Source organism: Actimicrobium sp. CCC2.4 (assembly GCF_034347385.1).
In the GTDB taxonomy this organism is placed as follows: domain Bacteria; phylum Pseudomonadota; class Gammaproteobacteria; order Burkholderiales; family Burkholderiaceae_D; genus Actimicrobium.
This window is the reverse complement of sequence record NZ_CP133777.1, coordinates 2776106-2797792: the sequence shown is the minus strand read 5'-3', so window position 1 is coordinate 2797792 and position 21687 is coordinate 2776106. Positions and strand designations below refer to the sequence as shown.

14 protein-coding genes are annotated in these 21687 nt (G+C 60.3%); 9 read left to right on the top strand and 5 right to left on the bottom strand.

The window, feature by feature from the left end:
• Positions 1–48 precede the first annotated feature (48 nt).
• The 3 genes from RHM62_RS12770 to RHM62_RS12760 all read right to left on the bottom strand — a co-directional run bounded on the left by RHM62_RS12770 (position 49) and on the right by RHM62_RS12760 (position 3470).
• A complete protein-coding gene (locus tag RHM62_RS12770) occupies positions 49–2223 on the bottom strand; it encodes a carboxy terminal-processing peptidase (protein ID WP_322122472.1) in 2175 nt (724 codons plus the stop codon).
• A gap of 114 nt (positions 2224–2337) precedes the next feature.
• Positions 2338–2700: a translation initiation factor Sui1 gene (locus RHM62_RS12765; protein ID WP_322122471.1), complete on the bottom strand. Its 363-nt coding sequence runs from the start codon at positions 2698–2700 to the stop codon at positions 2338–2340.
• Positions 2697–3470, bottom strand: coding sequence for a DNA/RNA non-specific endonuclease (locus RHM62_RS12760; protein WP_322122470.1), 774 nt, complete (start codon positions 3468–3470; stop codon positions 2697–2699). The genes RHM62_RS12765 and RHM62_RS12760 overlap by 4 nt, the downstream gene beginning before the upstream one ends.
• Positions 3471–3744: 274 nt before the next feature.
• Between RHM62_RS12760 and RHM62_RS12755 the strand changes: the two genes are divergently transcribed.
• The 9 genes from RHM62_RS12755 (at position 3745) to RHM62_RS12715 (ending at position 13453) form a co-directional block, all read left to right on the top strand.
• A complete protein-coding gene (locus RHM62_RS12755; protein ID WP_322122469.1) occupies positions 3745–4017 on the top strand; it encodes a WGR domain-containing protein in 273 nt (90 codons plus the stop codon).
• Positions 4018–4418: 401 nt separating this feature from the next.
• Positions 4419–6149 carry a methyl-accepting chemotaxis protein gene (locus tag RHM62_RS12750; protein ID WP_322122468.1) on the top strand — a complete coding sequence of 577 codons (1731 nt, stop codon included), beginning with the start codon at positions 4419–4421 and terminating at the stop codon, positions 6147–6149.
• Positions 6150–6248: 99 nt separating this feature from the next.
• Positions 6249–6839, top strand: a complete 591-nt coding sequence (locus RHM62_RS12745; protein WP_322122467.1) for a histidine phosphatase family protein — start codon at positions 6249–6251, stop codon at positions 6837–6839.
• Between the two features lie 94 nt (positions 6840–6933).
• Positions 6934–7728, top strand: a complete 795-nt coding sequence (locus tag RHM62_RS12740; RefSeq protein ID WP_322122466.1) for an SDR family oxidoreductase — start codon at positions 6934–6936, stop codon at positions 7726–7728.
• Between the two features lie 147 nt (positions 7729–7875).
• Positions 7876–8523, top strand: a complete 648-nt coding sequence (locus RHM62_RS12735; protein ID WP_322122465.1) for a DUF1345 domain-containing protein — start codon at positions 7876–7878, stop codon at positions 8521–8523.
• Between the two features lie 47 nt (positions 8524–8570).
• Positions 8571–9635, top strand: a complete 1065-nt coding sequence (locus tag RHM62_RS12730; RefSeq protein ID WP_322122464.1) for an AI-2E family transporter — start codon at positions 8571–8573, stop codon at positions 9633–9635.
• Entirely contained in the window at positions 9622–9954 is a 333-nt protein-coding gene (locus RHM62_RS12725) for a thioredoxin family protein (RefSeq protein WP_322122463.1), read from the top strand. The genes RHM62_RS12730 and RHM62_RS12725 overlap by 14 nt, the downstream gene beginning before the upstream one ends.
• A 135-nt stretch (positions 9955–10089) precedes the next feature.
• On the top strand, positions 10090–11817 hold the full coding sequence (locus RHM62_RS12720) for an alkaline phosphatase D family protein (protein ID WP_322122462.1): 1728 nt from the start codon (positions 10090–10092) through the stop codon (positions 11815–11817).
• Between the two features lie 157 nt (positions 11818–11974).
• Positions 11975–13453 carry a DUF3943 domain-containing protein gene (locus RHM62_RS12715; protein ID WP_322122461.1) on the top strand — a complete coding sequence of 493 codons (1479 nt, stop codon included), beginning with the start codon at positions 11975–11977 and terminating at the stop codon, positions 13451–13453.
• Between the two features lie 167 nt (positions 13454–13620).
• Here RHM62_RS12715 and RHM62_RS12710 read toward each other — a convergent pair whose 3' ends face one another.
• Entirely contained in the window at positions 13621–15267 is a 1647-nt protein-coding gene (locus RHM62_RS12710) for a hypothetical protein (RefSeq protein WP_322122460.1), read from the bottom strand.
• 81 nt (positions 15268–15348) lie between these two features.
• A complete protein-coding gene (locus RHM62_RS12705; protein WP_322122459.1) occupies positions 15349–21666 on the bottom strand; it encodes a tail fiber domain-containing protein in 6318 nt (2105 codons plus the stop codon).
• Positions 21667–21687: the final 21 nt, after the last annotated feature.

Sequence of the window (21687 nt, the reverse complement as noted above, 5' to 3'; positions counted from 1 at the left end):
GGCCGGAGCCGGCCATTGCTCTGTCTTGTCATCATGAAGACACAAGCGTCAACCTGGTGTCATGGCTTCGGCCAGCGGTTTTGCCTGCAGCTGTTTGCCCGCCGCCCTGGCCGCGATGGCCGCCTCGGTAGTTGTCTTCAGCAGGCCGGCCTGATCGCTGACAATGCGAGCGGCCTCCTGCAGGAAGACGTCCTTCACTTCTTTTTGTGCCAGTCCGGCCGCCAGTTCGACGCCCAGATCCCGCTCGTTCGAATCAAGCCCATCATCGAGCATGGCCCTGGCCGATTCGATGCGGGTCATGCCGGGACGCGCCGAGGTTAGTCGTGCGGTCATGCGGGTCAGTTGATCGTCGCGTTCCTTGCGCCGGTCGGCTTCGTTCAGCGAGATCACATTGGCTTTTTTCTTCAGCATGAAGCGCGTCATGTCAGCTTCGATATTGGTGAACTCCTGATTGGCCTTGATACGTGCTTCGCTGCGCTTCATCAGCACCGGGATCACCGGTTTCAAGAGACCTGATACAGCGTACGTGGCCGGCTTGATCTGGCTCCATGGCAGCGCATTATCGAAGCCCGATTCGCCGCGGTCCTCGGCATCGAGGTCGGTCGGAAACGTGATATCCGGTTTCACGCCACGCAACTGCGTGGTGCCGCCGTTGATGCGGAAAAATTGCGCAGTCGTCATTTTCAGCTCACCGAATTGCGGCTTGGATTGCTTCACCAACTGATCGAGATTGACCGTGCTTTGCACAGTGCCTTTGCCAAAACTGCGCTCACCGATAACCGTGCCACGACCGTAATCCTGGATCGCTGCTGCAAAGATTTCCGACGCCGAGGCCGAACCCCGATTGATCAGCACACCCACCGGACCATCCCAGGCCGCCGCAGCGCCGGTATAACTGTCGACGATAATTTTGCCGCGCGCATCGCGTTGCTGCAATACCGGTCCCTTGCCGGTGAACAGGCCGGTCAGCCCGATCGCTTCGGTGAGCGAGCCGCCGCCGTTATTACGCAAGTCGATCACGACGCCGTCGGCTTTCGCGGCCTTGAGTTCAGCCAGCAGGACAGCAACATCGCGGGTCACGCTGCGGAAGTCTTTTTCACCACTTTGCTCGGCTTCAAAATCACGATAGAACGTCGGCAGGGTGATCACGCCAATCTGCCGCGTTTTAGTGCCGTCCGGGACGCTGATCATGGTCTTCTTGGCAGCCGCCTCGGCCAGGTCGATTTTCTTGCGCACAATGGCAACGCGGCGTCGGCCGGCATCCGGTAAAGCACCGGCAGGCAGCACATCAAGCAGCACGGTCGAATCCGCCGGTCCGCGAATGAGGCCGATAGTTTCATTGAGCCGCCATCCTTCTACATCGACCATGGCGCCATCGGCACCCTGGCCGACAGCGACGATACGGTCACCGACGCGCAGCTTGCCGGAACGGATCGCCGGCCCGCCGGGCACCATTTCGCGGATCGTGTTGTAGCCGCCTTTTTGCGACATCGTCGCGCCTATGCCTTCGAGCGACAGGCTCATTGCGATATCGAATTCCTGGGTCGCGCGCGGTCCCATGTAATTGGTATGCGGATCGATGGCCATCGTGTACGCATTCATGAAGGTCTCGAAAGCTTCCTCCGGCGTCACGCGGGTGACTTCCTGCAGCGCGCTGTCGTAGCGCTTGTTGAGCGTCTGCGCGATCTGCGGCGCGGCAACACCGGCCAGCTTCAGGCGCAGCCAGTCATTCTTGACTTGCTTGCGCCAGAGCGTGTGCAGCTCGTCGACCGAGGCCGGCCAGGCTTCTTTCTCGCGGTCCACCATGAAGCTTTCCTGGGTACTGAAATCAAACTTTTCCTTTGTCATGGCGCGCGCAAACGTAAAGCGTTCCGATACGCGCTGCGCGTACAGGTTAAAGATCGCAAACGGCGCACTGAGGTTTTCGCCCAGGATGGCCCTGGCCAGCGTACTGCGCTGCTTCGACATGACATCGATATCAGCCTGCGTGAAAAAGAATTTTTCAGGATCGAGCGATTTCAGATACCGCGTGAAGATCTTGTCGGACATTGCCGCATCGAGCGGCTGGGCCCGGTAATGAAAACGCGAGACCACTTCGGCCGACAGATGCGCTGCCTGTGATTGCTCCAGCGTCGGGGCCAGGGCGGTCGGGACGGCCATCGCGGTAGCGGCAGAAAACGCCAGCGTTGCCGCGATTAAAAGATGGAGTAACTGTTTTTTCATATGAGCCTGCTAACAAGTAAGTGGACGATAGGCGCTGCGGCATTGACACGCAGTGTGCCGGCCGGGTGTTGCGCGACTATGTCGGATTGAGCACCCATGTATCCGGTAATCTGGTCAGCCGCCCGAGCGCTTCACGGTATATCCCTGCAATTTCAGTGCTTGCGCAACGCGCTCGCAATGGTCTCCCTGGACTTCGATGATGCCATCTTTTACGGTTCCGCCTGCGCCACAGGCATTGCGTAGCTGTTTTGCCAGTGCCGCCAGCGCGACCGGTTCAAGTGCCAGCCCCTTGACCAGCGTCACGCCTTTGCCGGCGCGTCCCTTGGTTTCGCGCGAGACCCGCACCACGCCATCGGTGACCGGCGCGGGCTTGGCGCTGCTGCAGGTACAGCTGGCCACGGGCTGGCGGCAGTCCGGGCACATCCGTCCGGTTTCGGTGGAATAGACCAGGCCGCTGCTGGAAGAAGGTTTTTTCATTGCGTTAGCCGGGAAGAGGAAAGCGGTAATTCTAGCTGTTGTCGCACCGGCAGCCATTCGACACCGGTACGACGCACCAGTTCGGCATAACTGATCGGCGCGCCGGCGCGCGCTGCATCGGTATTGTCGATCCAGTGCGCCCACGCGCGCTGCGTGGCCGGATCGTAGACCAGCTTGAACAGATGCTGCGGTACCCAGACCCGGTTCGCGCCTATGGTCGGCGGTTTGGCATCGAACACCGGACCGGTGATGACATACACATCGCCTTGCGCCCGCGACGCATACCGGCGCGTTGCCTGTTCGATCCCGGCCCACGGTTTGCGGTTATTGATCGACGCTTGCGGCACCATGTTGGCCAGCGAAAAACTTTGCGCCATCGACGCATCGCTCACCATGTCGGCCGCCGGTGCCATGTGGCCGCGATCGAAGCCGGAGCGTTTGTAGTCGGCCAGTTCGGAACGCTCGGCGCGCGGCAGGCGGGCATCGGCAAAAAAGCGCGAGCCGCGTTCTATCTTCAAGGCCAGCTGGTCCTTATTGAGACGCTCGGCAACATAGATCGGCGTGCGGCTCGTGCCCGAATGCAGGACGGCAAAATTGTCGTAGCACAGGGCCCGAGGCCGCATCGCGCGGGCCGGCAACACGGGCAGGCGCGCACCGGCAAAGAACTGGCGGCATGCAGAAAAGTCGGCATCGGCGGCATCGGCAGCAAACGCAGAGGACAGCGATGCCAAGGCCAGGCACGCCGCAGCGAGTAGGGTTTTTAACGGCATCAAAGGGAGCGCAATCAGAAATAATCAACAGCAGAAGAGGGCGCTACCAGCAGCATCGTGGCTGTTGGTTTTGAGGAGGAGCAAGGATAAAGCGTTGTGGCTGATCAGGTGACTTTTTTTCTGATTATTGTCAATGTCAGGATCAGCAATTTAATGTTCGATTTATGCGCTCGCAGGCTTTCTCGGGCGGCGGGTTCTCTGCTATCGTTCGGCTCCTTTTGCGGCGGCGATACGGTTCGTCTTGCGCAAGCTAAAAAATAAAAAAAGGTACGGCATGATTGATGAAGTCGATGGTGTGACACAGGGCTTGCCTGTGCATTCGGATAGCCCGATCCGGCGTCGCTTTGTCGCTGCCGATCGCACTTACTCGCTGATGCTGAGCCGGGATCTGCTGGGCGATTGGGTACTGATGCAAACCTGGGGTAGTCGCGTCAACAAGCATGGCGGTGGCAAGAGTCGTGCATTCGACAGCTTCGAAGCCGGACTTGCGGCCTTGTCGGCACTGGGTCGGGTGCGGCAGGAGCGCGGGTACCAGCTGGTCGACTGAGTCGACCAATGAGGTGGCTCGCCTGAGTGCCTCGAGTCGATGGGCAAGATGAGCGATATCGCTTGTTGGTTGCTATCGATGCATGCCAAAGCAGCTCGCATTGCGTGCAATTAAATCGTTGGCAATGAAGGTTGCCCCTATTTTATAGCGGGCAATCTTTCGTTGAAGTAGCCTAGAAAAATAGCCTTCCTCAGGCTACATACCAGCGTGTACGCCATTCGCCTTAAACTCTCATATAATGTTTCCAGACAATTATTGCTTTTTACCAAGCAATGGTTTTTCGCGTTCCCATTTCGTGTTTTCCTGATACGCTGCGATGCTCGATACTGATTGGTCGGGCGCTCCGGTACTTGCCAGGAAATACATTTAGCCACTGCTAGTTATTCTCTTTTAGGGCACTCATGAACCCCACCCGTATCGCCGGTCTGACAGTCAAGGCGCGCATTGCGCTCGGCTTTGCCGCCATCCTGTCGCTCATCATCATCCTCGCCATCATCAGCACGATGCGCGTCTATAAAATCTCGGACAGCCTGACGACGATCAATGATGTCAACAGCGTCAAGCAGCGACATGCAATCAATTTTCGGGGCAGCGTGCACGACCGGGCGATCGCCACGCGCGACGTGATTCTTGCCGGTACCGAAGAGCTGCCGGCCACTCAGGCGAAGATTGCGCAACTGCGTGGCGACTACGAGAAAGCCGAAGTGCTGCTCGATGGGATGTTCAGCACACGCACCGACATCAGTCCGGAAGAACGCGAGATCCTGGCCAGCATCAAGGAAATTGGCAGCCGTACGGTACCGATCACCACGAAGATCATTGAACTGCAGCAGGCCGGCAATACCGATGAGGCCAAAGCCTTGATGCTCAAGGAAGGCCGGCCGGCGTACATCGAATGGCTGGCGCGGATCAACAAGTTCATCGATTACCAGGAATCCCTGAACCGGACCGAGTCCGCCATGTCCCGCGGCCTCGCCAGCAGCTTTAGTGTGCTGATGCTCATTGCCTGTATTGCGGCCTTGGTCATTGGTGCAGTGATTGCCATGCTGATCACCCGTGGCGTGCTGTACACCATGGGCAGTGAGCCGGCCGAAGCCAGCAACGTGGCCCGTAGCATCGCCGCCGGCGACCTCGGTGTGGCGATTGCGGTGCGGACCGGGGATCGCTCCAGCGTCCTGTTTGCGATGAAAGAAATGCGCGACAGCCTCGTCGAGATCGTCTCGCGGGTACGCACCAGCACCGCAACGATTGCGACGGGTTCGGCCGAAATCGCCTCCGGCAATCAGGACCTGTCTGCACGCACCGAGCAGCAAGCCAGTTCGCTGGCCGAAACCGCTGCCTCGATGGAACAGCTGACCGCCACCGTCAAGCAGAACGCCGACAATGCGCGACAAGCCAACCAGCTGGCAGTCTCGGCATCGTCGGTAGCAGTCAAGGGCGGCAGTGTCGTGTCACAGGTAGTCGACACGATGGAATCGATCAATGCGTCGTCGCGCAAGATTTCCGACATCATCGGCGTGATCGATGGCATCGCTTTCCAGACCAATATTCTGGCGCTCAATGCCGCCGTTGAAGCCGCTCGTGCCGGTGAACAGGGTCGCGGTTTTGCCGTGGTCGCCACCGAAGTGCGTAATCTGGCGCAGCGCTCGGCCGCTGCCGCCAAGGAAATCAAGACCTTGATCGGCGATTCGGTCGACAAGGTCGATACGGGCAGCAAACTGGTGCTCGAAGCCGGTTCGACCATGGGTGAGATTGTCGACAGCGTGCGCCGCGTGACCGACATCATGGCCGAAATCATGTCCGCCAGCGTCGAGCAAAGCGCCGGTATCGAACAGGTCAACCTGGCCATCGGCCAGATGGACCAGGTCACGCAACAAAATGCCGCGCTGGTCGAGGAGGCCGCCGCGGCCGCCGAGTCGCTGCAGGAGCAGGCCGGGGAGCTCGAGCGTACTGTTGCGGTGTTCAAGTTCGAGGGTGGCAGCGTCGTCGCCACGAAGCCGGCGCCGGTTCGCCTGACGGCGCGGGCGTTAGTCAAGAAGCCGATTGCTGCACGTTCGACCTTGCCGGCACCGGCGCGCAAGCCGGCTTCTGCTGCGGCCGCGCGGTCGGACAGCGATTGGGAAGAGTTCTGATAGCCTCGTCTTGACTGTTTAGAAAGGCCGCGCGAGCGGCCTTTTTGCTTCCTGTACCCGTCATGGCTATCATGCAGGGCGCTCTCATATCAAGGAATCGTGATACTGACCTCTCAATTTGCTCTGCGCTGTACGCTTGCACTGCTCGCGCTGACCACGCTGTTGCCGCTCGCTCGTGCTGATGAAGCGGCCGTCTGGACGGCGCTGCAAGGCGGCGGGCAGATCGTCCTGCTGCGCCATGCCAGCACCGAATCCGGCATCGGCGACCCGCCCGGTTTTACGCTGGCCGATTGCAGCTCGCAGCGCCAGTTATCGGCCGCCGGGCGCGCCCAGGCGCAACGGTTGGGCGATGCCTTTCGTGCCCGCAGCATTCCGGTCGCGCAAGTCTGGTCCAGCCGCTGGTGCCGTTGCACCGAGACCGCCCGGCTCGCCTTCGGCCGGGTCACGCCGATGGCGATGCTTGATTCAGGTTTCGAAGACAGCGCCGATGCGTTCAGCCTGAAATCGCGCGCGGTGAGCGCGGCCATTCGCGATCGCACCGGTGACGGTAATGTCGTGATGGTCACGCACCAGGTCAACATCACCGAGCTGACCGGCGTCGTGCCGCGCATGGGCGAGATGGTGGTGCTGACGGGCCAGATCGGTGCCGATGGCAAGTTTGCGGTGCGCGGGCGGCTGCAGGTCGACTGATTGCAGTGACCAACCTGGTCGGTGCGTTTGCGTTATGGTCGGGCAGCGGCACGACCGCGCCATCTCTTTCATCTGATTCCGGAGAACTTCATTCATGCATATCGACCTGACCCATAAAACCGCGCTGGTATCGGGCTCCACCAGCGGCATCGGTTTTGCCATTGCCGCCGGCCTGGCCGATGCCGGCGCGGCTGTCATTGTCAACGGCCGCACGCAAGCGGCGGTCGACGCGGCCATCGCGGCTATCAAGGCACGCTTTCCTGCTGCCATCGTGCGTGGCGTCGCTGCCGACCTGGGTACTGCCGAAGGATGTAGCGCCCTGTTCGCCGCCGAACCGCGAGCCGACATCCTCGTCAACAATCTGGGCATCTATGGCGTCAAGGATTTTTTCGAGCTTGGCGATGACGAATGGACCCGCTTCTATGAAGTCAATGTGCTATCCGGCGTGCGCCTGTCGCGCGCCTACGCACCGGCGATGGTAGAGCAGGGCTGGGGTCGCATCGTGTTTATTTCATCGGAGTCCGGGCTCAATATCCCGCCCGACATGATGCATTACGGCTTCACCAAAACCGCCAACCTGTCGGTCTCGCGCGGACTGGCCAAGCGCCTTGCCGGCAGCGGCGTGACCGTCAACGCGGTCTTGCCGGGACCCACCTTGTCGGATGGATTGACCGGCATGTTCGGCAAGACCATTGCCGACACCGGCCAGACCATGGAACAGGTCACCACCGCCTTCGTCAAGGCCAAGCGCCCCAGCTCCATCATCGGTCGCATGGCAACGGTCGACGAAGTCGCCAACATGGTCGTCTATGTCTGCTCGATGCAAGCCTCGGCCACCACCGGCGCGGCGTTGCGGGTTGATGGCGGCACGGTCGATACGATCGCCTGATTGGTGCTGGTACTATGGCAACCGGCTCGACAAAGCGGCTCACGGTGGGCGCGAACTCATCGTGTCCGGCCGACGAGAAGATTTAATTTGACTCTGACCCTAATTAATTTAATTCGACTCTGACCCTATTTACTGTCTGTTTAGCTAATGCGCCATTTATTTCATTCTCATCCGCGGTTGATACTTGCCGTGGTGGCCGGGCTGGTGGTGGGGGCGGTGGTGCCGCAATCCTGGCGGCCGGTTACGCGTGTGCTGGCCGGATGGAACGTGATCGTCTGGCTGTATCTCGCGCAGATGGCCTGGTTGATGGCGACCGCCACCAGCACGCGGGTGCGCGAGATTGCCGAGCGCGAGGACAATAACGCGGTGGTGGTGCTGGCGATCCTGTCGATTGCTGCGGCATTCAGCCTGGTGGCAATCGTACTGGAACTGTCGTCGTCCAAGGGGATGCCGGACACGCAAAAGGTGCTGCACTACGTGTTCACGGCGATCACCGTGCTGGGCTCATGGTTGCTGGTAGCGACGACCTACACCGTGCACTATGCGCGGCTGTTTTACCTGTCTCCGGTCAAGCAGCGCGCCTTGCGTTTTCCGGAGGACGAACTGCATCCCGGCTATGCGGATTTTCTGTATTTTTCTTTTACGATTGCGGTCGCGGCGCAGACCTCGGACGTGCTGGTGATGTCGCCGTCAATCCGCAAGGCGGTGCTGGCGCAGTCGGTGCTGAGTTTCCTGTTCAATGCGGCCATCATCGGCTTGTCGATCAATATTGCGGCAGGCCTGGTGGGTAACTGAGTTTCCCGGGTGATCCATGCACCCTTTTTAATGAATCGGAAAAAGCCATGTTCGGTTTCGATGTGCGTATCGCCCGTGTCGTCTGGACCGGCTCGCTGGTGGCGTTTTTCCTGTTCGTCGCCTATTCGGTGCGCTCGACCTTGCTGGTCGTGGTGTTCGCCATCTTTTTCAGTTATCTGCTCTATCCGCTGGTCGGATTGATCGAGCGCTTCAAGCCGGTACGGGTGCCGCGCACCGTGTCGATTGCGATCGTCTTCATCTTTGCCATCCTCGTATTCGGCGCTACCGGCGCACTGTTCGGCGCGACCATCACCGACGAGGCGATGCGCCTGAGCCAGCAACTGCCGACACTCCTTGATCCGGCCAACATCTCGGCGCGGATACCACTGCCGGGTTTTCTGGAAGCGCAACGCGGCCGTATCCTCGCCTTCGTGACCGAGCAGGTGCAACACGGTACCGGCCAGGCGCTGCCGATGGCACAGCGGCTGGGCATGGAAGTGATGCATGTGGCGACCAACCTGATTTATCTGATCCTGATCCCGGTGCTGAGTTTTTTGCTGATCAAGGAAGCACCGTTGCTGCGTGCCGCATTCCTGTCCTCGCTCGGCACCGCCAGCGCGCCGCTGTGGCGCGGTATCCTCGAAGACCTCGACGTGCTGCTATCCAAATATGTCCGCGCGCTGCTCTTGCTGTCGATGGCCACTTTCGTCGTCTACAGCCTGGTCTTTTCGGCGCTGGGCGTGCCCTATTCGCTGCTGCTGGCCGGTGTCGCCGGACTGCTCGAAGTGATCCCGTTCGTCGGACCGCTGTCGGCTGTGGTCATCATTCTGTGCGTCTCGGCCTTCAGCGGTTTTCCGCACTTGCTCTGGCTGCTGGTCTTCATCATTGCGTACCGGATGTTCCAGGATTACGTGCTCAGTCCGATGCTGATGAGCGAAGGCGTGGAGGTGTCGCCCTTGCTGGTCATCGTCGGTTTGCTGGCCGGTGACGAACTGGCCGGCGTGATCGGGATTTTCCTGTCGGTACCGGTGCTGGCAGCGATCAAGATTCTGATTGTCCGGGTGCGCTTGCCGCGCCCGCTCATCGAAGGAACTGCCGATGCAAGCCACTGATAAATTCAATCCCGCCGAGCTGCCGCGCAGCGACATCGACCAGCTGGCCGGTGCCGCCGTCATTGAGTTCGGTACCGACTGGTGCGGCCATTGCCAGGCCGCCGAACCCTTGCTGGCCGACGCGCTGACCCGTCACGCGCAGGTTCGCCTGCTCAAGGTCGAAGATGGCAAGGGCCGCAAATTGGGCCGCTCCTACCGCGTGACCTTGTGGCCGACGCTGATTTTTCTGAGCGATGGTATCGAAGTCGCCCGACTGGTTCGGCCACTGCAAGTAGACGACATTTCCCGCGCGCTCGCGCTGGTGAACCCGTTGCCCTGAACACCGCGCAGGCGCGTTATTGATGCTGCTTAAACCGCAGCGATATTGCGGCTAGCTGTCGTCGCTGTCCCTCTACACTCCTTTGGTTTTGCCACTTCACTCACTGTGATTTTCCTTTGGCATCGAGGAGGTACTTTGTCCACACCACGCTTTACACTTGGTCCGGTCCTGTCGTTTTGCGGTTGCGGTGATGACGGGCAATGGCGCGTCACTGCGCTGATCGGCCTGGCTGCTGATGATCCGGTCCCCACCTTTCAGCGCGATCAGCAAGCTTGCCCGCCGCCGGTGTTGCTGGTCAAAAACGCCCGGCACCAATTCCTGCGCTATGACCTCAGCTGCCCGTTGCAGCCCCAAGAGCGCACCGTCTCTTTCGGACTTGCCGATGGCACAGTACGCTGGCATTTCACGGTGCCCGGGGCAGGGCAGGTGCCGCATATGGCCTATGTCTCGTGCAACGGCTTTTCGGACCCGAACGGCATGCGCAAGCTGGTGCGTCCGGCCGGCGCGGTCTGGGCCGACCTGCTCGAGAGCCATGATCCGGCGATCCGCAACAAGGACACCGTGCTCGACAAGGAACAGTTGTGGCACGAGACCCGTTTGCAGCAACATCAGGTGCAGCGCTTTCATCTGCTGCTGATGGGCGGCGACCAGTTGTATTGCGATTCGATCTGGCAAGACTTGCCGGCGCTGCGGGCATGGGTCAGCCTGTCGCGCGATGAGCAATTGCGCTTCCCGGTCGGCAAGGCGCTCGAACGCGATATCGATAATTATTATTTCAACCTGTACGGCGCACGCTGGTTACCGCCCTCGCGCCGGCCCTGGGACGCTGCGCAGCCGAACCGCGATTGCGCCGATGCGCTGGCCCGCATCCCCACCGTGATGATGTGGGATGACCACGATATTGTGGACGGCTGGGGTTCGTACAGTCCGCAGATGCAGCAAAGTCCGGTGTTTCGTGCGCTGTTGTGCAGTGCCCGGCGTGCCTTCTGGGTCTGCCAGTTGCAGCACGTGCTGACGGATTTGCCGGCCTTGCCCGAGCCAGCGGTCGCGTCCCGCGACCCGTTGTATGCCCCGGTAAGCTGGAGCAAACAACTGCAGCACGATGCGCTGGCCTTGCCGCTGCTCGATGGGCAGCCGGGTTTTTCGATGGCGTTCCGTCTTGGGCCAGTCGCTCTCGTGGTGCCGGATTTGCGCAGCGAACGCTCGCGTACGCAAGTCATGGGGCCGGCCACCTGGCAGGCTTTGCAGCGCTGGCTGGGTGTGCTTGGCAGTGCCACACCTGCCTGCCTGCATTTGCTATTGATGTCGTCGGTGCCAGTGGTGCATCCAAAACTGACGCTGGCAGCGGGACTGAGCAACTTGCTGGGCGGGGACAATGTCCTCGACAGCAGCACCGATGACCTCAAGGACCAGTGGTCCGACGACGACCACGAAGGCGAACGCAAGCGCTTGCTGCAAACCCTGACCGACCTGGCCGAAGCGCACAAGATACGGGTCGCGATCCTGTCCGGCGATGTCCACGTCGCCGCCTGGGGCATCGCCTATCGGCGCGACATCGCCCCGGTCGACAACTGGAGCCGGATCTACCAGTTCACGTCTTCGGCCGTGGTGCATCCGTCGTTGTCGGGATTGCTGGACAAGCTCTTCCTCGGTTACCTGAACAACGCCGCCGGCAAGATTCAGCTGATCGATGCCCAGCATCAGGTCGAGATGATGCGTTTTCCCGGACACAGCCAATTCATGATGGCCGCGCGCAACTGGCTCGCCGTCGAGGTCGATCCGGCCAGCGATGGCAAGCTCTGGTTCACGTGGCGCTGTGAACAGGAGCAGGGGTTTTCGAATCATCTGCAAGCGCTTGGTTAGTGTGGCCGGCGCTTGCCGGAATGTGGTCGTTGCGACACTAAGCTTTCTGGATTGAAACGTATGAGTGCCAGCGAACACAGGTTGTCGTGCGCGCGGGAGATCATGTCGTGCAGACTTGGCGTCCTTTGTGCGCCGGCATCCTCTCCGATAAGCGCTCATGACGACATCCCCGTTTTTTCCTGCAGGCCGATTGCTCCGCCGTGGCAGTGCCGTACTAACCCTGACACTGGCCGGCGCGTCCGGCGCTTCCGCGCAAATGATTGATCGCACGAGCGGGCAGGGCGGGATGATGCGGTCCGACTTGCCCGACCTGGGCAGTACAGTGAAGTCCGACGCCAGCGCTGCACAGTCCAAAGACTACGTCTTGCCGGCCCTTGAAATCATCGGTTTCGATGTCATCCTGAATCGCCTGAACCATCGCTTCGACAAGACCACCACCGACTACAACGTCACCGTCCCGACCATCAAGCGCAACATCAGCAGCAGCTGGGTAGTCGACAACGACCCCTACAACACCAACCAGATTTGGCATCCGTACCAGGGCGCGATGTATCACGGCTTTGCCCGTTCGACCGGCATGAATTACTGGGAATCGCTGGGCTACACCTTTGCCGGCAGCGCTTTCTGGGAAGTCTTCGGCGAAGCGACCCGACCTTCGCGCAACGACCAGATTGCCAGCGGGATCGCCGGCAGCTTCCTCGGCGAGTCGCTGTTCCGCTTATCGAGCCTGGTACTGGAGAACGGCAGCGGACTGCCATCAAACTTGCGCGAAGTGGCGGCAGCGGCCATTTCGCCACCGACCGGGTTCAACCGGCTGGCCTTCGGCAATCGCTTCGACAAGATTTTTGCCAGTAACAATCCGGCGTACTACGGCCGCTTGCAGCTTGGGGTCAGCAACGCCACCCAGGTCGTGCTCGGTCCTTCTGCTCAGGACAAGCGCACTGAAGTCGTTGCCAATTTCGCCATCGATTATGGCTTGCCGGGCAAGAGCGGCTATCGCTACGACCGGCCATTTGATTACTTCAATCTCGAGGTCACCGGCTCAAGCGGCAGCGGGGTCGAAAGCATCCATAACCGCGGCCTGCTGATCGGCCGGAAGGTCGAATTCGGCAACGATTACCGCGGTATCTGGGGCCTGTATGGCAGCTACGATTACATCGCGCCGCAACTGTTCCGGGTATCGAGCACGGCGTTATCGCTCGGTTCGACCGCGCAATGGTGGCTCTCCAATGCCATTTCGATGCAGGGTACCGCCACCGCCGGTATCGGCTATGCCGCTGCCGGCAGTGTGCGCACGGCCGGCGAGCGCGACTACAACTACGGCGTGGCGCCGCAAGCGCTGGTGTCGCTGCGCATGATCCTGGCGGATGCGGCGGCGGTATCGTTCACCGCCCGGGAATACTTCGTCAGCAATGTCGCCGCCGCCAGTCGTGGCGGTCATGAAAACATCATCCGTGCGGATGCGTCGGTGACCTGGCGTGTCCACCGGCAGCATGCGCTCGCGCTCAAGTATTTGTGGTCGCACCGCGATGCGTCTTATCCGGGATTGAGCAACCAGACCCAGAGCCGCGCCACGGTTGGCCTGTATTACACGCTGCTGGCCAAGGATGGCTTCGGTAGTGTTGACTGGCGCTGACAGGACATTCGGTGCAATGCCCTTCGGTTATTGCACCCTACGCGAAAGGCCGTCGCGGCTTTCATGAGGAGGCGACGGGCAAGTTTGCCTGCCAATAAGCCAGCCCCATTACCCACCAGGTAGGGTGCAATAACCGCAGGGCATTGCACCGCTCACCCCATCAGCCGCTATTTTTTGGCCAGCGCCGGCGTATTCCAGTCGACCGGTAGCGCATAAGTCAATCGCAATCCGGATAACGCCGACTGCGCCGCCGTCTCGGTCGGGCCCACCGGATCAACGGCACCGCTGCCAGGCAATACAGGCAGCACTGCCGGCACCTTCGGCATCGCCTGCTGATAGCCCTTGCTGCGGAAGTACACCACCTTCGATTTCAGTGCCAGCACCAGCTCGGAGCGGGTCACCGTGTCGCTGCTGCCGTTCTGCGTGACCCCGCGCCGGACATCGCTGGCATCGCGGTTGATCGTGATGCCGCCCAACAGAATCATGTCGCCGGGACGCGCCCGGATCACGGTATTGATTTCGCGGTCAGCCGTGGTCGGCAAAGTCAGGTCGGTGCCGAGTGCGGTGAACTTGTTGAGGCTGACGATTTCCGAGATCGACAGGCCGATGCGGGTGTAGACCGTGTTGTCGCTGAAGTCGCCAAATAACGCGAGGTCAAGGCCGGTCTTGAGGTCGCTGGTTTCGGTCGTGACCTGGTTCACCGAGGTCGAAAAATTAGTGCCCACCTTCGATACATACGTCGTCGATTGCCCGACCCGCAAGCTGCCTTTGGTGCCGGAAATCACCGCCAGCCGTGGTCGCGAAATCGCCTTGACGTTGCCCTGCGTCTGCAAAAAATTAATCAGCATGTCGACCGAAAAACGCGACGACGACAGCACCAGTCCCAGCCCGAGTCCGGCTATCCCGCCGCTGATCGCGTTGCCGATATTCTTGCTTGCGGTGGTCGCGGCAGTGGCACCGGCTACCGCTGGCGTGACCGCCGTCGTCGCCGTGCTCACCGGATTGGCTGCCAGTCCCGGCGTACCGGCCCAGGCCAGCTTGTTCCACTGGATGCCGGTATCCGAGTTGTCCTTCAGGTCGACCTGGAAAATATTGACGTCGTAGATAATCAGCGAGCGCGTCTCGCGGATCTTTTGCAGATAGCTTTCGATCTTGGCCAGCGAAGGCCGGTTGGTGCGGAACACCAGCGAGCGATTCAAGCGATCGATGTACGGATCTTTCGCACCCAGAAATTGCAGCGTGTTGGTCAGGCCGGCCGCATTGTCCTCGGACAGCGCCGGCGGCAACTCGACGACGAATTGCTGCTCGGGCTGGATGAACAGCGTGTTCTTGCGGTACTGGTAAAAAAAGCCGATCGATTCCGACAGGTTGTCCAGCACCTCGGCCAGGCTGCCCTTGACATCGAAGGCCGAGATCGGCCCGAAGCGTTCGCTGCCCTTGCTGCCGCCTTCGATATTGAGCGCAATGCCGGTGTCTTTCAGCACCAGACGCAGCGCATCGTAGACCCCCGATTCGGTCACACTCAGACCGCGCAACGCGATGTTCGGGAGGCGGGAACTCTCGACGATGGGTTTCAGCATGAACACTTCGTCACTGCCGAAACCGGCATCGATATCGAGGCTGGCATCGGTGCCGTCATCGTCGATGGTGCGACTGTCTGCTGCCTTGATCATGGCTTCTTGCGGTTTCGCCAGCGGTCTTGGAAAACTGGCGCAGCCATTCAAGGCCAGCAGCAGAGCCATTGCCAGCGCAGCCGGACGCGGTGCCGAATGAACAGGGGAATGAAATACGGAACGACGTGATGGAACTTTCATGATTTTTCCTGTAGCGAACCTGCTTGCCAACCTGCACATAAACCAACGCGACCGCGCTGCTTCAACCGATTTCCGCTGCCGTCAACTCATCCGTATCCAGGTCGCCTTGACCTTTTTGCTGGCCGCCACCAGCCCGACCTGCGAGCCCATCGTCGTCACATCCACGCCCTTGCCGCTGATCGGCGTCACCGTGATCCTGCCCGCCATGAAGGCCACCGACGCAAACGCACTGCTGCCATCCTCGGCCGTGGCATTGACGATGTACTGCGCATCGGCCAGCGGCGCGAAGATCGGCTGGAACGCGCCAAGGCTGACAAACACCTCGGTCTCGCCGGTCTTCATCACGTCCGAGCGCAGGTATTTGGTATCGATGCGATCGGCTTCCAGCTTCTTGATGCGGGCGGTTTCGGCTTCGAAATTGGCGGTCTTGATGTTGGTCGACTTGATGTTTTCGAACACCGCGTCGTTGCCCTGGAAAGTCTTGATATCGACCAGCAGCGTGGCGGGATCTTTCTTGATCAGGTGCTGCAGGATCTGCTGCTGTTCCTTGATGCCTTCGACCAGCAGCGGTACCAGTTGCGAGTACTGGACACCTTTGTATCCATCGCGATCGGTCCGCACGACCTCGGGTACGAACGGTTCGATTTGCTGGGCAATGAAGCCGAGCTGACGACCGTTCTCGAAATTCTTTTCCGGGAAGGCCGCACGATTGAATTCGTAGTGCACGCCGTTCAGATTCTTGATGGTTGAGATGGCATTGATGACGGGTGTCACATTCATTTTGTAGCGCGCGTCTGAGGTATTGACAAAGCCCGAGGTGCCACCGGCCGTACCCGCTACAAAAAATTTGTAGCTCCCATCGGAATTCGTCTGGCCAATGGCCACGCTATCGCCCACGCGGCCCAGCACGACGGTATTCGCCGTCGTCACCGATGCTCCTGCACCGATCGCGGTCATATAGACAAGCTGATCGTTCGCACCCGTGATTCCCGAGGCGGTCGCACCAGCGCCAAGAAGGGTGATGTAACTGGCCGATGCCATCTGCGCCGTATCGGCGACGGTGGCATTGGCACCAACAAACGTCGAATAATTGCCGGTGATGAACTGGGTTGTCGTATTTCCTGCGGCATAGCCCATCGCTGTATTGCTAGCTCCCGTGTTATTCCGCCGCAGGGCATAGCCACCGTTGGCAGCGTTATAGCTGCCGGTGGTGTTTTGGAATAACGCATAGGCGCCGGTACCGGAGTTTGAATTGCCGATCGTGTTCTTGTTCAATGCATAGGCACCGCTGGCACTGTTTCGATATCCATCGGTATTAGTGACGAGCGTGTTGGAACCGGAGGCAGTGTTTTCATAACCGTTCGCATTGGCGGTCAGTGCATTCTGACCCACCGCAACATTGTTATTGATGACCGACGTGTTCGAGGCGAGGGCACCGCTTCCGAGGCCAAGGCTGCCGGTAGTAATCCATAGACCGCGTGCGCCCGCCACGCTGGCAGCAAGCTGGCTGGCCGCAGGACGATACAGGCCGGTATTGGTCTCCGTCGTGAACGCGAAGGCCGGTGCGGTAACCGTGCCATCGCCGGTTTTCAGGTTACCTGCCGACAGGGTATCGGTACTCGGGTTGTACGTCAGTGCGGTATTGAGGCTCAGGCTCTGAGGTCCGGTAGAGGCATTGGCAAACGCGACGTACCGGGTTGCGTTGGTGGCCGCATCCAGCGTCGTGGTTACGGTGCCGGCATTCCCGTCGATGCTGGTGCCGGTCAGCGCCAGCGCGCCCGAAGCCCGGTTCAACGCGACGGCCGTGGTGCCGATGTACACGGTCGACGCACCCAGCACCGCCGATGGAATCGTACCGCTAAGCACACCCGCCGGTAGCGCGGTCAATCCGCTGCCGCTACCGGAAAATGTCGCCGCCGTCACGGTGCCGGTGGATTTGATGCCGCCGGTGACTTGCAGCCTGTTCGTTGCTCCTGTTCCGTCGTCGCCAGTGGCACCGATGACGGTCACATCGGATGTCGTCCGGCCCAGCACGACGGTATTCGCCGTCGTCACCGATGCCCCTGCACCGATCGCGGTCATATAGACGCTCTGATTGCTCGCACCCGTGATTCCCGAGGCGGTCGCACCAGCGCCAAGAAGGGTGATGTAACTGGCCGATGCCATCTGCGCCGTATCGGCGACGGTGGCATTGGCACCAACAAACGTCGAATAACTGCCGGTGGTGGACAGGGTTGCCGGAGTTCCTGCGGCATAGCCCATCGCCGTGTTGTTTGCTCCCGTGGTATTTGAGTACAGGGCATTCGAGCCGTTGGCAGCGTTATAGCTGCCGCTGGTGTTTTGGAATAACGCATAGGCGCCGGTGCTGGTGTTATAGCTGCCAATGGTGTTTTCGTATAACGCAGACTTGCCGGTGCCGGTGTTAAAGTTTCCAACCGTGTTTTTGCGCAATGCGAATGCACCGCTGGCGCTGTTGTCAACTCCGTCGGTATTTTTGAGGAGCGTTTCGTAACCAAAGGCAATGTTGTAAGAACCTCCAGTATTGGCGATTAGCGCATTCCGACCTACTGCAACGCTGCCGGTAGAAATCCACAGGCTGCGCGTTCCCGCCACGCTGGCAGCAAGCTGGCTGGCCGCAGGACGATACAGGCCGGTATTGGGCTCCGCCGTGAACGCGAAGGCCGGTGCACCAACCGTGCCATCGCCGGTTTTTACATTGGTGAATGTGGCCGTGGTGCCACCCAATGCACCCGTCAATGTCAGGCCGGCAAAAGTCGGGCTGCTGGCGGTGGCAATGTCTTGCGGTAGCGAGAGCGTGATGCTGCCGCTGCCGGGCGTGACAGTGATCTGGCTGGGCGTGCCGGTCAGCCCGGCCAGTGTGTAGCCGCTGCCATTGCCGATCAGTAGCTGGCCATTGGCTGGCGTGGTGCTTAGTCCGGTGCCGCCGTTTGCCACGGCCAGCGTGCCGGTGGTGATGCTAGTGGCACTCAGGCCGGTCAATCCCGCGCCGCTGCCAATGAACGACGGTGCTGTCACGCTGCCGACCACGGTCAATGCGCCGCTGGCACTGAGCGCCATGTTCTCGGTGTAGACATCGGTCAGGGTTGATTCGCCAAAGGAAATACCACCAAATCCGAAACCGCGTTGGTTGATCAGATAGGTTTTGCCTTCGCAACAATTTTTGTTCCATTGCAGGTGAGCGCCTTGCGTGTTGATAGGCGAGAGACCTGCCACCTTCAACGCTGCGAGCGATATATTCCCCCTGGTATACAGATCGCCGGTATCGGTACTCAGGCTCATCAAGGCTAGTTCGCTGGTGTTTTCCCAGAGGAAGCTGTTGTTGGGACTGGCGTATGCACGCATGCGCACGGCATACCCGATGCGGCCATCCAGAGAGGCGGGTGCGATCCCGCCAGACAGCGACTTGCCTGCACCGGAGGTTCCCATGTACATCCCCCAGGCTGAATCAGCCACATCCCACAAGAAGATGCCGCGTGTGTTGCCACCGTCTTGATTATTCTGGACTGATATTTTGGCACCGCCCGAGACCGTCATGCCGCCGGCGACCTGTAGCAAATCGCCACTGCCGTTATCGGTACTCGACCCGATCAGTAGCTTGCCGTCGGTGGTGAGGCGCATGCGCTCTGCATCAATGTTGGTCGACGCCCCGGAGTTTTTTGTCCGGAAGGTAATGTGACTTGAATAACCGCTATCAACGAAACGAATGGTGGCCGGATAGCCGTTGCTTGCATACCCATAATTTGCCGCGCCGATGTCGATAAAGGAACCGGCACCACCCAGCGTGTTGACGAGATTAAGACCGGTGCCGCTGCTGTTGATTTTGGACTGGATACCGCCGGTGACCTGCAATTTGTTACCGGATAAGTCATCTCCCGTCGCACCGATGACGGTGCGGTCGTTGGTGCGCCCAAGCACCACCGTATTGACGCTCGCAACCGATGCGCCTGCACCGATGGCCGTCATGTAAGCATCCAGGTTCAGCGCGCCGAGCCCCGACGCCAGCGTATTCGCACCCAGTAACGTGATATTCGATGCCGAGGCCATTTGCGCGTTATCGGCGATGGTGGCACCGGCGCCGATGAATGTGGAATTGCTGCCGCTGAGGTAAGAGAACGCCGTATCTCCTGCGCCAAACCCCGTTGCCGTATTGTAGTTACCCGACACACTCTTCCCGAGTGTGGCATTCCCTGTCGCGGTGTTGCCTGTCCCGTTGTTGCTATAGAGCGCAAAGGCACCGTTGGCGACGTTCCAAACACCGGTTGTGTTCGTGATCAGGGCATCTCTGCCAACAGCGACGTTGTAACGTCCTATTGTGTTGGAGTAAAGAGTATTGGCGCCGATAGCGACATTGTCATACCCGCTGGAATTACTAATTAGCGCATTCCCACCAAAGGCAGAATTTCCATTTCCTGTGGAGTTGTACTGTAAGGCGCTCGTACCGCTTGCGGTGTTGTACAAGCCGGTGGTATTGCTGTTCAGCGCATTAACGCCAAAGGCAGAATTTTGAGATCCTGTGGTGTTGTACTGCAAGGCGCTCGCGCCGCTCGCGGTGTTAGACGAGCCGGTGGTATTGCCTTCAAGCGCATTCGCGCCAAGAGCGGAGTTATAACTTCCGGTCGCGTTGTTTCGTAAAGCTACGGCACCAGTAGCGACGTTATTTATGCCAGTGGTGTTACTCAGCAGCGAATTTATGCCGATAGCGACGTTGTTATACCCGGTGGAATTACCATTTAGCGCATTCGTACCAAAGGCAGAATTTCCACCTCCTGTGGTGTTGTACTGCAAGGCGCTCGCACCGCTCGCGGTGTTGTACGAGCCGGTCGTGTTGCTGAACAGGGCACCATTGCCGAGCGCGGCGTTATCGATGCCGACGGTATTGTTGCCTAGCGCCCGACTGCCGATGGCGGTATTGCCTGCGCTGATCCACAGGCCCCGCGTGCCCGCCACGCTGGCAGCAAGCTGCCCGGCGGCAAGTAAATAAAGACCGGTCGATTGATCTCCCGTAAAGGTGTAGCTGGGCGCGGCGGCCGAGCCGTTGTTCGCCACAATTTGCGGGTTAATGCTGTCGACCCGGAATGCTTCGACACCCCGACTGAGTACCCGCAATGGCACCGCCGTCGACCCGGCCAGCGTGCCAATGTTCAGTAGTGTTTGCGCGCCGCTGCCACCGCTCGATGCCGCTGTTTCCCCGATTGAGAACGCACTCGTGTTCCCCGCCAGTTGCCAGTTCCAGCTTTGCGCATACGCGCCATTGCCGATCGTGTTGGCCGCTGCCGCTCCCGTCAGTGACGACAGCGACGGTGTGATAACGACGTTGGCGGCGGCGGTCAGGCGACCCTTTGCGTCGACCGTGAAAGTGGGTACGGACACGTTTGATCCGTAGCTGCCGGCGCCCACGCCCGTACTGGCCAGTACCAGTGCGCCCGTGGCGGTGCCGGAACCATCGAACAAGACTGACCAGTTGCCGTCTCCGGTCATTTCGATGGTGCGGGCGACGGCCAGGCGGGTCGCCGTACCGGCATTGCCGGTGACGCTACCGGTGACGTTTCCGGTCAGGTTGCCGGTGACATTGCCGGTCAGGTTGCCGGTAATGCCGCCGCTGGCAGCGAGGGTAGTGAAGGACCCCGAGGAGGGAGTCACATTGCCGATCGCCGTGCCATTGATGGTGCCGCCGGTGATGAGGACATTGCTGGCGGTGTAGGTGTTGCTGGCGCTGGTCCAGTTACTGCCTGCCGTATTCCAGCGCCACAAGGTGTTATCCGATTTCACCAGGCGCAGTTCGCCATCTTTGATGCCTGACGTCAGCAAGCCCAGCGCCGTCATGTCGGCCACCGGATCGCCAAAATAGACGGTGCCGCCGACGCCCTGGCGGATTTGCGCGGTGTTGTAGCTGACGACAAAGTCGTCATCGGTGGTGACTGCGCCACTGGCAATTTGCGCACAGCTGCGGTTGAACACGCCGTCGAGTCCTGCGGATACGACGGCGAAGGTGACCGCGCCGGTATCGCTGGCGCTGCCATTGAGACGGTTGGCGCTACCCGTGATGCTGCCGTTATCCCACGCGCAGTACCCCAGCTTGCCGCCGTAGCCATCGCTGATCGGTGCCCCCAGTCCCGTGGGCACCAGGCCGCCACCGGCCGGCCCGGCACCGGTCAGGAAGGCCGGCGGTTCCGGGAAAGCGTCTCCATCCGGGTCGGGTGTCGAGGCGATCACGGTGGTGATGATGTTCGCAGCCTGCCTGACGGCCATCTCCTGCGACGCGCGACGCGCCAGGTCGGCGGCGACCTTGAACGAGCCGACCAGTTCATTGGTGCGCACCGCCTCGGCAGGCAGTGCCAGCAGCAGCGTGGTGATGACGAGCAGGCGGGGCGGTTTCATGGCGGATTCCTCGAAGGCGTC

What these genes read in the sequence shown, in the direction of transcription:
- RHM62_RS12770 (WP_322122472.1), bottom strand. Translation starts at nt 2,223, where the DNA reads ATGAAAAAACAGTTACTCCATCTTTTAATCGCGGCAACGCTGGCGTTT.
- RHM62_RS12765 (WP_322122471.1), bottom strand. Translation starts at nt 2,700, where the DNA reads ATGAAAAAACCTTCTTCCAGCAGCGGCCTGGTCTATTCCACCGAAACC.
- RHM62_RS12760 (WP_322122470.1), bottom strand. Translation starts at nt 3,470, where the DNA reads ATGCCGTTAAAAACCCTACTCGCTGCGGCGTGCCTGGCCTTGGCATCG.
- RHM62_RS12755 (WP_322122469.1), top strand. Translation starts at nt 3,745, where the DNA reads ATGATTGATGAAGTCGATGGTGTGACACAGGGCTTGCCTGTGCATTCG.
- RHM62_RS12750 (WP_322122468.1), top strand. Translation starts at nt 4,419, where the DNA reads ATGAACCCCACCCGTATCGCCGGTCTGACAGTCAAGGCGCGCATTGCG.
- RHM62_RS12740 (WP_322122466.1), top strand. Translation starts at nt 6,934, where the DNA reads ATGCATATCGACCTGACCCATAAAACCGCGCTGGTATCGGGCTCCACC.
- RHM62_RS12735 (WP_322122465.1), top strand. Translation starts at nt 7,876, where the DNA reads ATGCGCCATTTATTTCATTCTCATCCGCGGTTGATACTTGCCGTGGTG.
- RHM62_RS12730 (WP_322122464.1), top strand. Translation starts at nt 8,571, where the DNA reads ATGTTCGGTTTCGATGTGCGTATCGCCCGTGTCGTCTGGACCGGCTCG.
- RHM62_RS12725 (WP_322122463.1), top strand. Translation starts at nt 9,622, where the DNA reads ATGCAAGCCACTGATAAATTCAATCCCGCCGAGCTGCCGCGCAGCGAC.
- RHM62_RS12715 (WP_322122461.1), top strand. Translation starts at nt 11,975, where the DNA reads ATGACGACATCCCCGTTTTTTCCTGCAGGCCGATTGCTCCGCCGTGGC.
- RHM62_RS12710 (WP_322122460.1), bottom strand. Translation starts at nt 15,267, where the DNA reads ATGAAAGTTCCATCACGTCGTTCCGTATTTCATTCCCCTGTTCATTCG.
- RHM62_RS12705 (WP_322122459.1), bottom strand. Translation starts at nt 21,666, where the DNA reads ATGAAACCGCCCCGCCTGCTCGTCATCACCACGCTGCTGCTGGCACTG.